Source organism: Alkalimonas amylolytica (assembly GCF_900107845.1).
Classification (GTDB): Bacteria; Pseudomonadota; Gammaproteobacteria; order Enterobacterales; family Alteromonadaceae; genus Alkalimonas; species Alkalimonas amylolytica.
Map to the genome: position 1 here is coordinate 612,248 of NZ_FNRM01000001.1, position 14,269 is coordinate 626,516.

Genomic DNA, 14,269 nt, shown 5'->3' on the forward strand with positions numbered 1-14,269 from the left:
CCGCCTGATGGCTCAGGCAGTGTCAGTTGTGGTGCTTAAGCGGACGCCTTCTAAATAGGCATAGAGTTGCTCGGTAAAAAAACCATGCATCAAAAAACGCTGGCTGAGATTCCAAGGGCCCACCAGATAATGCGGATGCTTGTTGTAAGCCATCTCGGCTAGCTTGGGGTTACCAACCAGATCACCGATACGCAATGCGATGGACTGATCCAGATTAAAGCCATTGATGGCATCACGGTATTGTTCCCGCGTGAGCAGCAGGCAAAATAAACACATAAAAAGTGCATGCGCGCTTTCAAAATCCAGCCACTGTGTCCACTTCTCTGCAAATTCAAAGTCCGCCATTTGCACTGGCTGCCAGTGCTGCCAGCTCAGTTGTTCCACCGGCAAGGGCTTGGCTGGATGGTGCCAGGCACCAAGCTCTGCGAACAAACGAAACAATTGCTGATCATGCTCGACAAAACTGGCATCCCGCATATCATCGATGCTTTTCGGATAGAGCTGCACCGGCTGGTAATCCTCAACCGGGCTGTTGGCGGCCAGAAAGTTCAGCACATTGGATTCGGTGGCATAGTGGCGTAGGATCAACAAATTGGCTTCTTTACTGACAAAATGGCGGCAAAACCAACAAATCAGCCGCTGCAAACTCTGGTGCGCACTGAACTGAGGCAGCGGCAAGCGCTTAAAAAACCAAATCAGGTGCAACAGGATGGCAAACACAAACTGCAGCAAGGGCCGGATGCCCCAGCGCAGCGGATTTTGCAAATCTTTTAACCATAAATCCAGCGCAGTCTGCTCAATAGGCAGTGAGTTATCACGGGCAATGGCTTGCAAATAGGCGCTGGGTTTACTGGCCATGTTCCACCTCTTCCAATTGCAGGCAATACAGCCTGGCAACAACTTTAGCCGTGCGGACAATGGCCGCCAATTGCTCTGGCGTGCTGCATACCCGATCCAACAGCTGATACAGCTCCTGCATATGGTGCTCGTCCTGCGAGCCGTGGTAGCGCATAAAGCGGGTACAGTTGCTATCACAGCCGGTGGCCTGTTCGATTTGCCCGGCCCAACTGGAGGCCATTTTCTGACCCAAGCCTTCAATAATCCACATGGCACCGACTAAATCGACCGGATTCGGCTGACTGGCCCGATACATAATAAAGCCATGCAAGGCTTCCGAGCCGATGTTAGCCGCTCTGGTGGCTGCATGAATGGCCGCCAGCTGGCCGCCTGCGGCGACAAAATCCTGCTCCAGCATTTCATAATCCCGGTGCTCATCGCGGGCATGGCCGATAATGGCAGAGCGTACATCGCTGTATTCGCGATCAAAGCTGGAGGCGCAACGACTGATCCAGCGCGAACCCTCAATCACTTGCTGACGCCAATGCAGCAACAACTTTTGGTAATCGTCCAGCGAGAACTGGCCACGTTGCAGGCGCTGCAACAAAGGGATACGCCCGAGCTGACGCTCGAAATCAAACCAAACACGCATCAGGGCCTGCAAACCTTGTTGGGCAACCTCACTCTTAATGGCTTCCGACATCCGGCTCTCCTTGTTCAATCCATCACGGTTAACTGCATATAGACCGTATTAAAGCGGCCGCTTTCTGGCACCATGCACAAAATAGTATCACCCGGCTGATAGCTCTGAGTTCGTCTGAATTCATCCAGCATAATAAAGATTGAAGCACAACCCGTATTGCCTCTGTGGTACAGGTTGCTGTACCACTTCTCTTCCGCCAACCCCACTCCGGCTTGTTGCATCATGTCAAAAATCTTACTTTTGAAGTAATGCGATGAATAATGACAGAGCACGTGATCAACACGTTCAGGCTGAATAAGGCCTTCAGCAATAAGTCGCAAGTAACCATCGACCCCCAGCTGCACAATAGCATCCAGTACCCGAACATCTTGCCTGAGTAACAAAGCACCGGCTGCCTCCGCCTCGGCGTAGCTCGGGTAATCTTGCCAGCTACGATTTTCATTGGGTGCCTGCCCCACGCTCATACACACCGGGTAGGCATCGGCATGGGAAAAACCCCGGATCCAATCAATGCGAAAACTGCCTGCTCTGGGACTACTCTCCAGCAACAAAGCCCCGGCGCCATCGGACAGCATCCAGCGTAAAAACTCTGCATTAAAATCCAGCTCGGCTCCAGCCACTTCGTACCGTCGCGCTTTAAATAACCGCGAGGTCAGTTCGCTGGCCACCACCATGGCAGTACTGTGCTCACCGGCCAGAATACCGGTATAGGCTGCTTTGAGCGCCATCATGCTGCTGGAGCAAATACCATGACTGGTATGCAGCTCCACATCGGCCAGCTGCAACTCGGCCTGCACCATAGAGCCAAAACCAGGCAGTACCAGATCGCCCTGACTGGTCGCAGCACTGAGCATAGTAAGTTGTGATTTGCCGATAAAGCTGTCTGCTAAGCAATTCTCAACCGCTTTGGCAGCCATACCACTGTTGGAAAACAAGGTGCGATGCTCTGCATCGATCGCATAGTGGCGTTGCTGAATGCCATTGGATTGCAAAATACGCCGCCGTAACCGGCTTGGCTTGCCATGCACCAAGCCGAGGATCGACTCCATCTCGTCATTGCTAATGGCCGGGCCCGGCAAAAAGTGCCCGGTACTGCTGATGTACACACTCACGCTGCTGTCCTTTTCTGCAGATAGACCCGGACACAACGCACGTTCTCTTCCAGATAAGGCAGTACGCACACCAGCAGCATAAATCCAAGGTAATACAGCAAGTAACTATCCCCACCATGGGCATAAGGCATGCGCTGGAACTGAAACTGTCCTTGCCAGTCCAGAGTGACCAGTTGGATAAATACCGGGAAGTTGATCACGATAATCAGCAACAACATAAACAGCGGCAAGGTGGCCAGATAATTGTGGGCATGCATTTCCCAGATACTGATGTGTCGTCTGGGCGCTGCATAATGCACATCGTAATGTGCCACCAGTTCATGTGCCAACCAGGCCAGCAGACAAATCAACATAATCAGCACATTCACCTGAAACAACAGGCACAACAAAATAGGAATCGCCATTTGGATCCCCATCAATGAATGCACCAGCGATTCCTTCACACCAGAAGTGTGCTCAATGTGGGTAGCCCGATGGCAGCACCAATCAATAAAGCCTGCAACCCCCCATAGGGGAAGGAATACATAGAGCATCAACTGAATTAATAAGTCACTGGTTTGCAAAGCGACTTCATCCTTTGAATAGCTTTTTTCTTTATACTAAATGAAAGGTGACAACTTGCCCAGCACCGGTTGTGTGTGAGGCCATGAAAGCTACGACAGCACTTCGAGTTGCACTTTGCCATGGCCACATCCAACCACCGTTAGGAGGATGCAGCCAATAGGCTTTTGCTACCACTTATGGCATGATTCGAGGCCCCCCCTAAGACAGGACTTTTTGATGCCAGCCTATCGCTCAAGCGCGTTGTTTATGGCCCTAACATGGCTGGTTACGGCTGCACAGCCAGCAGCCGGCATAACGGAGCCTCCTGAAATGCCCACGAATACACCACTGACGAAGCCAGCAGAGAAGGTGGTGCCGCTGAACCATCTGCCCGCACTGCGGGGCGACTATTTTAAGCTGCACTCCGAAACCGTTGGCCGTGCCTTTCATATTTATATCCGTTTGCCAGAAGGCTACGACAGCAACGCCGATACCCAGTACCCGGTAGTCTACCTGCTGGATGGCGACTCTTTATTTCCAATTCTGGCGGCGAATCATTTATTTCTCACCTATGACGACCAGTTGCCGGAAGCCATCGTGGTTGGCATTGCCTATGGTGGTTTTGCACCGGAGATAAATAAAAGGCACCTGGACTTTACCCCTGGTGCAGCGGATGGGGTAGCTGGCGAGGGAGCAGCCGCTTTATTTGTGCAGTTTTTAAAACATGATCTGCTGCCCGAAGTGGAAAGCCGTTACCGGGCCGATGCCAGCAGGCGTGTGCTGTTTGGACAAAGTCGTGGGGGGACCATGGTACTCTACTCAGCTTTTACCGAGCCGGATTTATTCTGGGGCCGTATTGCCAGCAATCCGGCCTTTCGGCCTGGTAGCGAATTCTTTTACACCACACCTGCCAGCGCCAGTCGCAATGATTTACACCTGATGGTCACCAGCGGCACAGCCGACCGGCCGCAGCTGGTTGCCGACGCCAGAGCCTGGTTCGCTCACTGGCAAAGCCTTGACAAGCTGCCATGGCAGCTAGAGTTAAAGGTAATTGAAGGGGGTACCCACGCCGCCGACAGCCCGGCCAGCTACCGCAGCGGCCTGCGCTGGCTATTTCAGCTGACGACAGAGCAAGCGCCGCAATAGTAACCATAAAAAAACGGCCACAGGAGTGGCCGTTTTGGAGAAGACAGTAACGCAGCTTAACACCAGTTCAGGATCACTTTACCGGATTGGCCGGAGCACATAATATCGAAGCCTTCCTGATAGTTATCGACTGGCATTTCATGGGTGATCATCGGGCTTAAATCGAGGCCGGACTGAATCAGGCTGGCCATTTTGTACCAGGTTTCGAACATCTCGCGGCCATAGATGCCTTTGATGATTAAGCCTTTAAAAATCACCTGATTCCAGTCCACCGCCATATCGGATGGTGGAATACCGAGCATGGCAATTTTGCCGCCATGGTTCATGGTGCTCAGCATGCTGTTAAAGGCCGAAGGCACACCAGACATTTCCAGGCCTACATCAAAGCCTTCGGTCATGCCCAGCTCTTTCATCACATCGGTCAGCTTTTCTTTGCTGACATCCACTGCTCGGGTCGCCCCCATGTCCAGCGCCAGCTGCAAGCGGTATGGATTGACATCGGTAATCACCACGTGACGAGCACCGACATGGCGGGCAACAGCCGCCGCCATAATACCAATAGGGCCAGCGCCAGTAATCAGCACATCCTCGCCGACCAAATCAAACGACAGCGCGGTATGGACGGCATTGCCGAAGGGATCGAAAATTGAGGCGATGTTGTCCGGGATATTGTCCGGAATTTTAAAGGCGTTAAAAGCCGGGATCACCAGGTATTCGGCAAAAGCGCCAGGGCGGTTCACCCCTACCCCTGTGGTGTTGCGGCACAGGTGCACTCTACCAGCACGGCAGTTGCGGCAATGACCACAGGTGATATGGCCTTCGCCGGAGACACGGTCGCCAACCTGGAAGCCACGAACCTCCGAGCCCATGCCTTCTACCACACCGACGTATTCATGACCCACCACCATGCCATGCGGGATGGTGTTTTGCGCCCACTCATCCCATTTGTAAATATGCACATCGGTCCCACAGATGGCAGTTTTTTTGATGCGGATAAGCACATCGTTCGGACCTACTTCCGGCTTCTCCGTTTCGGTTAACCAGATACCAGGTTCGGCTTTGAGTTTGGCTAAAGCTTTCATTGAATGACTCCCATGTCTTTACCAATGCGAATAAAGGCGTCAATGGCCTGGTCCAGCTGCTCGCGGCTGTGGGCAGCCGATATCTGGGTACGAATACGGGCCTGGCCTTTTGGTACCACCGGGAAGGAGAAACCAACCACATAGATACCTTCGGCCAGCATGCGCTGCGCCATCTCGGCCGCGACTTTGGCATCACCCAGCATCACCGGGATAATGGCGTGATCTTTGCCAGCCAGGGTAAAGCCCGCTGCCTGCATGCGCTCACGGAAGTAACCGGCGTTTTGCCACAGCTTGGCCCGCAGTGCATCGCCTTCGGCCAGTAAGTCCAGCACCCGGATCGATGCCGTTACAATAGCTGGTGCCACCGAGTTGGAGAACAAATACGGCCGTGAGCGCTGGCGCAACCATTCGACGATTTCCTTGCGGGCCGAGGTGTAACCACCAGACGCACCGCCCAGGGCTTTGCCAAGGGTACCGGTGATAATATCCACCCGGTCCATGACGTCGCAGTATTCATGAGTGCCGCGCCCCTTGGCACCAACAAAGCCAACCGCATGGCTGTCGTCGACCATCACCATGGCATCGTATTTATCGGCCAGATCGCAGATGGATTTCAGATCGGCAATAACGCCATCCATCGAGAAGACCCCATCGGTGGCGATCAGTTTAAAACGGGCGCCATCGGCCACCGCCTGCTGCAGTTGCTGCTCCAGCTCAGCCATGTTGTTGTTGGCGTAGCGATAACGTTTCGCTTTACATAGCCGCACCCCATCGATGATGGAAGCATGGTTCAGCGCATCAGAAATAATGGCATCTTCCGGGCCAAGCAGGGTTTCAAACAGACCGGCATTGGCATCAAAACAGGAGGAGTACAGAATGGTATCTTCCATGCCGAGGAAACTGCTGATTTTTTGTTCCAGTTGCTTGTGAATGTCCTGGGTGCCACAAATAAAGCGCACCGAGGCCACACCAAAACCATGGCTGTTCAGCCCCTGCTGCGCGGCCTTGATCAACTCCGGATTATTGGCCAGCCCTAAGTAGTTGTTGGCGCAGAAGTTCAGCACCTCGCGATCGCCAACCTGAATGGCAGCGCTTTGCTGCGAGCTGATCAGGCGCTCTGCCTTGAACAGGCCCTCGCTTTTAACGTCATCGATTTGCTGTTGTAAGTGCTGCAAAAAAGCAGTGGCTGGCATAAAGGTCTCCTGAGAAAAACGGCATGATTAGTCATGAATACTGCATATTGTACTGACTCGGCCGGACTTCTGCAGTGTTTTTCACAGCAGACCTGTTGGCAAAACGAATGGTTGTAAAGTTCGCTATACGCTGACGCTTTCTGACTGGCGGGCCAGCCGCTGGTAGTGCTGTTGCAGCTGCAGTATTCGCGGCATCGCTGCCGGGCTGGCATAGGGCTTGAACAACAACAGGACTTTCAATACCCCCTGATAGACACTGGCCTGATCAATGATTTGCTCCGGCGCCTGAGTTTTCAGGTAGCTGATCCAAAAGGTCACCACTAGTTTAATGGTATGGGCAAACTCGCTGGTTTCCTGCTCCGGCATCTCAATCACGCCGGCCTGACGCAATGCATTCAGCACCCGGATCACCCGGGCCAGTACGTGCTCCTGCACCGACTGATACTCTTTGTGCAGCGCCGGATCGCGCGCCAGGATATCCGGCAGGTTGGCGTAGAAAAAATGAAAACGCCACATCAACTCAAACACCACATCCAGATAATTGGCCAGCGCATCCAGCGCCTCGGCGTTATCGCCCGGTGGCTGGATACGACTTTCCAGCAAACGGGTATACTCTTTAAAGATATGCCGCAGAATGTCTTCTTTATTGCGGAAATGGTAATACAAATTGCCAGGGCTGATGCCAAGGTGGGCAGCAATGTGATTGGTGGTTACCTGACGCTCGCCCTGCGCATTAAACAGCTCAATGCTGGCCTGCACGATTTTGTCTTTGGTGCGAAGTTTCTTTTCCATCCTGGCCTGTCTTTGTTGTTTTTCTTTGGACTGTTTTCTTTGTATAGTAACGCTAAACTGACTAAAAACTCTAGTCACCATTTTCCTGACCACTGGATGCCTGTTCACTGATGAATATTACCGCCATTTACCCCGGAACTTTCGACCCGCTGACCAATGGCCACGCCGATCTGGTGTTGCGTGCCGCCCGTCTGTTCAGCACCGTGCTGGTAGCGGTAGCCGCCAACCCCAGCAAGAAGCCACTCTTTACTCTGGGTGAGCGGGTAGAGCTGGCACGGGAGCTGTTTGCCCCATATACCAATGTGAAAGTGATTGGCTTTTCCGGCCTGCTGGCAGATTTAGCACGCGAACAGGATGCGCAGGTGCTTATTCGTGGGGTGCGGGCGGTGGCCGATTTCGAATACGAGTTTCAGTTGGCCAGCATGAACCGCACCCTGAACCCGAAACTCGACAGCATCTTTATGACCCCCTCGGAGAAAAACACCTTTATCTCTTCCACCCTGGTGAAAGAAGTCTGCCGCCATGGCGGCGATGTCAGCGGCTTTGTCTCCCCCAAAGTCGAGCAAGCCTTGAAAACCAAGTTTGGCAAATAGTCTTACGGATGGTGAAGGGGCTATTCAACTTCCGCAGCACTATCATTAGGTCGTAATTGCCGCTGCAGCCCCATGAGAAAGTTGCGCAGGATCTGGTTTTGGCACTCGCGGTAATTTTTATGCTCTGGCTTGCGGAAAAAGGCACTGAGTTCATGTTTGCTTAGGTTGAAATCGACCAGCTGCATAATCGCCAGAATCTCTTCCGCCTGCAGATTTAACGCAATGCGCAGCTTTTGAAACACCATGTTGTTGGTGAGTTTGGCTTCCGCTTTCGGCTGCTCACCCTCGCGCTTGCCGCGCTTTAACGCAATCAAGCCATTCAAAAAGGCGGCCAGTTCGTTATCGGCCATGGGTACAAACCCCTCGTCCTCTTCTTTTTTTAGCCAGGCAGCCACCTGTTGCTGACTCACGCTTACTTCGGCTAAAGCAAATACCTCAATCAGGGCACTGTTTTTTAAGTCAAATACATAGCGGATACGGCGCAGAATATCGTTGTTGGTCAAAATAGATCCTAGTCTTAGGTAGGCCAGCAGCATCACCGCGATGGCTGGCGAGCAGATATTTTAGCAGAAGCTGTGCACAAGCCCTATCATTGGCTGATGGCGAACTTAAACAACTTGTCAAAGCAGCTGATCCACCCAATCAGAGGGAGCATTTATTTTTCTGCGAACCAAAACGTCTTGTGTCTCGTCTTTTAACCAGTCAACAGGAGAGATTGTAGATGCATGATGCCGAGATTGAGCTGCTGGTGCTGGCGTTCCAGGAAGGTAAGCGTGATGCTTTTGCTTTCCTGTACCGCCACTTTTACCCTGGGATGCGGCGCTTTGCCGCAGCCCGCTTACCAGACGCCAATCTGGCTGATGATTTGGTGCAGAATGTCTGGCTTAAAGTGAATCAGCGTATTCGTGCTCTGGACGACCCACGGGTGTTTCGCAGTTGGTTGTACCGGGCGCTGCGTTGGGAGCTGCTGGACTGGCATAAAGCCAAAGGCAATCAACCGCACGCTGAACTCACTGACGAGCTCACCGATCAGCACTCTGCTACGCCGTCTGCTGTTGCTGAACCGCCTGCATTGCTGCCCTTGCTGCAACAACTGGCAAAAACAGAGCGCGATGTGGTCGAGCTCTATTACCTGCACGAGCTGTCTGTGCATGAAACCGCTTTGGTACTGCAACTGCCGGAAGGAACCGTGAAATCCCGGCTACACCGGGCAAGGCAGCAGCTAAAAGCGCTCTACCCGGATGACAACTGAGCACCCTGATGAAAACGAAGGAGTAACCCATGAGTATCGACGATAAAATCAAGCAAGATTTGGCCGAACAGGCCAAAGAACTGGATCGGCTGATGCAGCAACAAGATGGCCTGGCGGGTTATCTTAAAACCGGCTTTGTCTCTGGCATCAGTTGGGTGATGAAACTCAGCTATGTCATGGCCGTTGTCCTTACCGCCATTATCTTCTGGTGCGGTTACCAGTTTGTAGTGGCCAGCCCGGAGCAACAGCTGTTCTGGGGGGTCTGGCTGCTGCTGGCTTTTCAGGCCCAGGTGGCCACTAAACTGTGGATCTTTATGGAAACCAACCGCAACCACACCGCCCGTGAAATTCGCAGGCTGGAGCTGCGGTTGCGGCAAAGTGAAATGGCTTAAAGCTTGATAAAAATCCGCCGCTGATACAGCCAATAGGACAGCCCCCAGAACAGCAGCACATGCAGCAGGGCAAACAGCAGCGATGCCAGTTTGGCTGGTAGCAGCACATTGAGACTATCAAAGCCAAATTGGTACAGGCTGATGGGTTGCCCATCATGCGTAAAACGGATCAACTGACTGGCGGCCGACGCCCAGAGCCAGGACAGCATGTAAATAAACAGCGGATTGCTGCCATAGATCACCAGCGGCTGCAGCCAGTTTTTTTGCCGGATATCCATCAGCCAAACCATAGCTGCCAACAACAGCAGAATAAGGCCACTGGAAAAGACCACATAGCTGCCGCTCCAGAGCGGCTTATTGATGGGCCAAAGCAGCTGCCAAAGCAATCCAAGCACAGCAAGCGCAAGGCCCCACAAAGTCAGCAAGTAGACACTGTTGTCTTTGTGAGTGCGCCTTAACTCAACGGCGACCAGATAACCAATCAAGATCGAGCTAACCGCTGGCAGGGTACTGAGTAGCCCTTCCGGATCAAAGGCAGCTCCAAAACCCTGGTATAGATGTGCAGGGCCAAGCAGCCAGAGATCAAAGCGCTGCACGGCATTGCCACTCAGCTCATACGGGTGCTGCAACGAAAATTGCCACAGCAGCCCCCAGTAAAGCAGCGGCAACAGCAAAGTGACCAGCAACAGCGCCCGGGGTTTGCAATACAGCACCAGCAACGCGGCCAGGCCATAGCAAAGCGCAATGCGCTGCAGCACACCAGGAATACGCAGCTCCGCCAGGCTGCTGGTAAAAGGAAACCAGTGCAGCAATAAGCCACAACCAAACAGCAGCAGGGTACGCTTGCTGATTTTCAGCAAGGTCGCCGTTGACACTTGCGCTTTGGCCATGGAAAAAGCCATGGCCGCGCCAACCGCAAACAAAAACATCGGAAAGACAATATCGGCAAAGGTAAAGCCATGCCACTCCGCATGCAGTAAGGGCGCATACACCTGGCTCCAGGATCCTGGCGTATTCACCAGGATCATCAGCGCAATGGCCAGCCCCCTTAGCGCATCCAGCGCCATAAAACGTTCAGACGGGCGCTGAGCAGTTGCAACTGTCATGGTTATTTCCAGCTTTTTAGCTTATGGCCTTTGAGCGCGTAGAACAGAATAAAGGCATAGCATGGCAGCATCACAAAATAAGCCCCTTGTTGGCCCAAACCGGTGTCACTGAACAAGCCCCACAGCAGCGGGCCAAAAGCACCACCGGCGATGCCCATAATCAACAACGCCGAACCGATGCTGGTAAGGTGTCCAAGGCCAGATAAAGCCAACGGCCATACCGCAGGCCAGACAATGGCATTGGCCAGGCCCAGCAATGCAATAAACATCAGCGTATCCGGCAAGGCCACACCACCAAATGGCACCAGTACCGCATTGGCAATGGCGTAGGATTCATTGTTGCCAAAAACCACCGCCAAAGTCAGTGCCACCCCAAGCACGGCCGAAATAGCCAGCGCGGTTTGCTGCGAAAGCACCCGCGGGATCAGCGCAATGCCCAAACAATAACCAACCACCATACACACCATGGTGTAGGAGGTCATCACACTGTAGCGCTCCACACCAAGCGACAAGGCATACATGCCGATGGTATCGCCGGCTATGACTTCCACCGCTACATACACAAACAGAGCGACCATACCCAGCACCAAGGCAGGCTTAGCCAGTACCGCTTTGAGCTGGCTTTGATCGGCTGCGGCTGCATCAGGCTGCGCTTCTTCTATCAGTTCCGGCAAAGGCGAAAAGCGCACCGCCAGCGCCAGCAAGCCAAGAAATACAGCCAGCCCCAGATAAGGCAACACCATGCGATCAGCCATGGTATCAATTTGCCCCTGGGTCAGCTCTGCGCCAGCCGGAGCGTTCAGGCTACCAATCACCAAGGCGGTAAAGACAATAGGCGCCACCACACCGGCCCCTTTATTTAAGATGCCCATAATACTGACCCGCACTGCAGCGGTTTCTTCCGGCCCAAGCCGCACTACATAAGGATTGACCGCCGTTTGCAGCAAAGTTTGGCCGGCACCAATCACCAGTTGAGCAAATAAGAACACCGCAAATATCTGCGTTTTAGCTGCCGGAATGTACAGCAAGCCGGCCAGCATCATCACGCCGATCCCCAGCGCCATGCCATTTTTATAACCGACTTTACGGATCAGCCAGGCCGATGGCAGCGCTGTGAAAGTCACCGCTATGTAGAAAGAGAACAGAATGAGCGCGGCCTGCGTGGTATTCAGTTGCAGCATCTGGGTCAGATACGGCATTAAAGAACCATTTAACCAGGTGGCAAAACCCAGCACAAAAAATAAGATGGCGACAATCACCATCGGCATCAGTTGCGTGCGCCTGACGTTTTGCGTTGCTGCAGCTTCCATAGTTACCCCTTGTTGATGTATGTCCGGTTGCAACCGGATCTGGCTATAGCTGCCGATAGCAGCCTGAATTAGTTCTTTTCATTGCCAAGCCAAAGCGGCTGGCCTTGCCACCAGCTTTGCTGGCACTGCAACTCATCCGTTAGCAGCACCATATCGGCCAGGTAGCCCGGCTGCAATTTACCTCGCACATCCGCACAACCAATGGCTTCGGCCGGATAGAGTGCAGCCATCCGCAGGGCTTCACCAAGCTCCACCCCAAGCACCTGCACGGCATACTGTACTGCTGCGGCCATATCCAGCACCGAACCAGCCAGCGATCCTGTCTGATTGGTCAGTTTATTGCCTTGCCGTGTCACCTTGCCGTCAAAAAATGCAAACTCAGTGTCTGGGGTACCGACCGGCGACATGGCATCCGTAACCAGCAGCACTTTGCGGCTGGGCTTGGCCGCTAACGCCACCCTGGCCGCAATAGGATCCATATGATGACCATCCAGAATAATGCCGCACCAACTGTCGCGATCGGCAAGTGCGACGCCCACCATGCCCGGCTCACGCGAGGTCAGGGGTGACATGGCATTGTACAAATGGGTAAAGCCAGTGGCACCGGCAGCAAGTGCGGCCTGCACCGTCGCTGCATCGGCATTGGAGTGGCCTAAAAATACAATGACATCGGCATCAGCCAACTGACGAATTTGCTCCGGAGGTATGGTTTCCGGTGCCACAGTGACCATACGAATACCTAAGTCCTGACGCTGATAGATCGCCAGCTCCTGCGCAGACAATGGCCGGATCTGACTTGCCGGATGCACTCCTCGTTTTGGCACCGACAAATGCGGCCCTTCAAAGTGAATACCAATAATACCGGGCTCTCCGGCGGCCATAGCCGCGGCAACCGCATCGGCAGCCCGCTGCATGGTAGCCAGGCTATCGGTAATAACGGTAGGCAACATAGCGGTGGTCCCAAAGCGGGCATGCGCCTGCAGCATGGTGCGCAGTGTGGCTGTTGTCGGCTCTGTATTCAACAAAACACCACCACCGCCATTGACCTGAATATCAATAAAGCCAGGAACCAAGCTAGCTTGAATCACGCTATTGGACTCGCATGGCCGAATGCCGGTAACCCGTCCCTGCTCGACACTCAGAGCGACGTTGCTGTGCCAGGTATCGCCATCAAAAAGCCGTGCTACTTGAAGTTCAAAGCTGCTGCTCACGCTGTTTTCTCCTGCTGCTGTGCCAGTTGCCGAGCATACCATACAGCACCCCATTCCGGGCTGGCATCAGCGGCCACAATACGGGCTCGGATGGCTGCATCCAGGTAAGGTTCTACCTTGTAGGCCAAACCACCAATCAGCGCCAGTTTTGGTGGGGCAATACTCATCAAGCGATGCGCTATGGCATTAATATGAGCAGCTCCCTGCCGCACAATGGCCAGTGCAGCAGCATCGCCCTGCTCCGCACAGGCAAAGATCAAAGGCGCATATTTCGCATACAGGGTTGGACTGGCGTGCATAAAGTGCTGCACCAGCGCCAGCTGATCATGACAATGACTGGCCTTGAGTAACGCCTCAGTCATAGCTGTAGGAGCGGCCAGCCCATCCAGACAAAGCAATACCTGATGCACCATTTGCAGACCAAACCAGGCACCACTGCCATTATCACCGTAAGGGAAGCCATGACCTCCAACCTCCAGCACCTGCTGGCAGGATTGTGCCAGGCCGCAGGAGCCGGTACCAATAATAATCACAGCGCCATCCTGCCCATGATGAGCTCCCATGCAGGCAATGTGCAAATCACTGGTCAGGTGAAAAGCGGCAAAGGGGTGCTGCCAGTCGCGAAACAAGGCATGGTATTGGGGCACATTGACCCCGGCGAGGCCAGCACCGACGGTGAGAGCTGCCATGGCTCGCTCTGGCAAGCCCGCGCAAAGCAGCGCCTGTCTGGTCGCATCCATAATCGAAGCTGTAGCAATTTCCATACCCCGCAGCGGATTGCCTGGCCCTGAGATCCCTTCTCCAAGTACCTCAGAATCCTGTGATACCAGGATAGCGCGGCATTTACTGCCACCACCATCAATGCCCAGGTACAACTGCTGTGGCTCTGCTGTTGTGCTCATTCCCCTACCTCAATGCAAGCGGTTGCTTAGCGCTGTCGATAAATTGTGCAAAAAACCAGATTGACAGCGTTGTCATTTTTACCAAACAGCATATA

Annotated in this window: 16 protein-coding genes; 4 read left to right on the forward strand and 12 right to left on the reverse strand. The window is 53.6% G+C overall.

From position 1 onward, the window contains the following. Window positions 1–12: 12 nt before the first annotated feature. From BLW37_RS02775 to BLW37_RS02790, 4 genes are read right to left on the reverse strand one after another with little or no spacing between them, the layout of a single operon-like run. Window positions 13–858 (reverse strand): DUF6999 family protein, encoded by an 846-nt coding sequence (locus BLW37_RS02775; RefSeq protein ID WP_091339075.1) that lies wholly within the window; start codon window positions 856–858, stop codon window positions 13–15. Continuing rightward, the gene (locus BLW37_RS02780) at window positions 848–1,540 is read right to left on the reverse strand and encodes an iron-containing redox enzyme family protein (protein WP_091339078.1); all 693 of its coding nucleotides are present in this window, start codon (window positions 1,538–1,540) and stop codon (window positions 848–850) included. The genes BLW37_RS02775 and BLW37_RS02780 overlap by 11 nt, the downstream gene beginning before the upstream one ends. Window positions 1,541–1,554: 14 nt before the next feature. After that, complete coding sequence (locus tag BLW37_RS02785; protein WP_091339081.1) at window positions 1,555–2,652, reverse strand: beta-ketoacyl-ACP synthase III; 1,098 nt, start codon at window positions 2,650–2,652, stop codon at window positions 1,555–1,557. Next, window positions 2,649–3,215 carry a diguanylate cyclase gene (locus BLW37_RS02790; protein ID WP_171907525.1) on the reverse strand — a complete coding sequence of 189 codons (567 nt, stop codon included), beginning with the start codon at window positions 3,213–3,215 and terminating at the stop codon, window positions 2,649–2,651. Before BLW37_RS02790 ends, BLW37_RS02785 begins: the two co-directional genes overlap by 4 nt. A gap of 310 nt (window positions 3,216–3,525) precedes the next feature. Between BLW37_RS02790 and BLW37_RS02795 the strand changes: the two genes are divergently transcribed. After that, entirely contained in the window at window positions 3,526–4,341 is an 816-nt protein-coding gene (locus BLW37_RS02795; RefSeq protein ID WP_245785583.1) for an alpha/beta hydrolase, read from the forward strand. A 56-nt stretch (window positions 4,342–4,397) separates the two neighbouring features. On the opposite strand, the gene tdh is transcribed toward BLW37_RS02795, so the two are convergent. The 3 genes from tdh to BLW37_RS02810 form a co-directional block, all read right to left on the reverse strand. Continuing rightward, the gene (gene tdh, locus BLW37_RS02800) at window positions 4,398–5,423 is read right to left on the reverse strand and encodes an L-threonine 3-dehydrogenase (RefSeq protein WP_091339084.1); all 1,026 of its coding nucleotides are present in this window, start codon (window positions 5,421–5,423) and stop codon (window positions 4,398–4,400) included. After that, window positions 5,420–6,616 (reverse strand): glycine C-acetyltransferase, encoded by a 1,197-nt coding sequence (locus BLW37_RS02805; RefSeq protein WP_091339087.1) that lies wholly within the window; start codon window positions 6,614–6,616, stop codon window positions 5,420–5,422. Before BLW37_RS02805 ends, tdh begins: the two co-directional genes overlap by 4 nt. Window positions 6,617–6,739: 123 nt before the next feature. Next, window positions 6,740–7,408 (reverse strand): TetR/AcrR family transcriptional regulator, encoded by a 669-nt coding sequence (locus tag BLW37_RS02810; RefSeq protein ID WP_091339090.1) that lies wholly within the window; start codon window positions 7,406–7,408, stop codon window positions 6,740–6,742. 110 nt (window positions 7,409–7,518) lie between these two features. On the opposite strand from BLW37_RS02810, the gene coaD reads away from it, so the two are divergent. Continuing rightward, window positions 7,519–8,001 carry a pantetheine-phosphate adenylyltransferase gene (gene coaD, locus BLW37_RS02815; protein ID WP_091339093.1) on the forward strand — a complete coding sequence of 161 codons (483 nt, stop codon included), beginning with the start codon at window positions 7,519–7,521 and terminating at the stop codon, window positions 7,999–8,001. A 20-nt stretch (window positions 8,002–8,021) separates the two neighbouring features. On the opposite strand, the gene BLW37_RS02820 is transcribed toward coaD, so the two are convergent. Then, window positions 8,022–8,504 (reverse strand): YehS family protein, encoded by a 483-nt coding sequence (locus BLW37_RS02820; protein ID WP_091339582.1) that lies wholly within the window; start codon window positions 8,502–8,504, stop codon window positions 8,022–8,024. Between the two features lie 218 nt (window positions 8,505–8,722). On the opposite strand from BLW37_RS02820, the gene BLW37_RS02825 reads away from it, so the two are divergent. Both BLW37_RS02825 and BLW37_RS02830 read left to right on the forward strand, forming a co-directional pair. Continuing rightward, a complete protein-coding gene (locus tag BLW37_RS02825; RefSeq protein ID WP_091339097.1) occupies window positions 8,723–9,253 on the forward strand; it encodes an RNA polymerase sigma factor in 531 nt (176 codons plus the stop codon). A 29-nt stretch (window positions 9,254–9,282) separates the two neighbouring features. Then, the gene (locus tag BLW37_RS02830; RefSeq protein WP_091339100.1) at window positions 9,283–9,645 is read left to right on the forward strand and encodes a DUF6768 family protein; all 363 of its coding nucleotides are present in this window, start codon (window positions 9,283–9,285) and stop codon (window positions 9,643–9,645) included. Here the strand turns inward: BLW37_RS02830 and BLW37_RS02835 are convergent. The 4 genes from BLW37_RS02835 to nagK form a co-directional block, all read right to left on the reverse strand. Beyond that, the gene (locus tag BLW37_RS02835) at window positions 9,642–10,751 is read right to left on the reverse strand and encodes an acyltransferase family protein (RefSeq protein WP_091339103.1); all 1,110 of its coding nucleotides are present in this window, start codon (window positions 10,749–10,751) and stop codon (window positions 9,642–9,644) included. The genes BLW37_RS02830 and BLW37_RS02835 overlap by 4 nt on opposite strands. 2 nt (window positions 10,752–10,753) lie before the next feature. Beyond that, window positions 10,754–12,061: an N-acetylglucosamine MFS transporter NagP gene (gene nagP, locus BLW37_RS02840; protein ID WP_091339106.1), complete on the reverse strand. Its 1,308-nt coding sequence runs from the start codon at window positions 12,059–12,061 to the stop codon at window positions 10,754–10,756. Between the two features lie 68 nt (window positions 12,062–12,129). Beyond that, on the reverse strand, window positions 12,130–13,314 hold the full coding sequence (gene nagA / locus BLW37_RS02845) for an N-acetylglucosamine-6-phosphate deacetylase (RefSeq protein WP_091339109.1): 1,185 nt from the start codon (window positions 13,312–13,314) through the stop codon (window positions 12,130–12,132). Beyond that, window positions 13,269–14,174 (reverse strand): N-acetylglucosamine kinase, encoded by a 906-nt coding sequence (gene nagK, locus BLW37_RS02850; protein WP_091339112.1) that lies wholly within the window; start codon window positions 14,172–14,174, stop codon window positions 13,269–13,271. The genes nagA and nagK overlap by 46 nt, the downstream gene beginning before the upstream one ends. Between the last annotated feature and the right edge of the window lie 95 nt (window positions 14,175–14,269).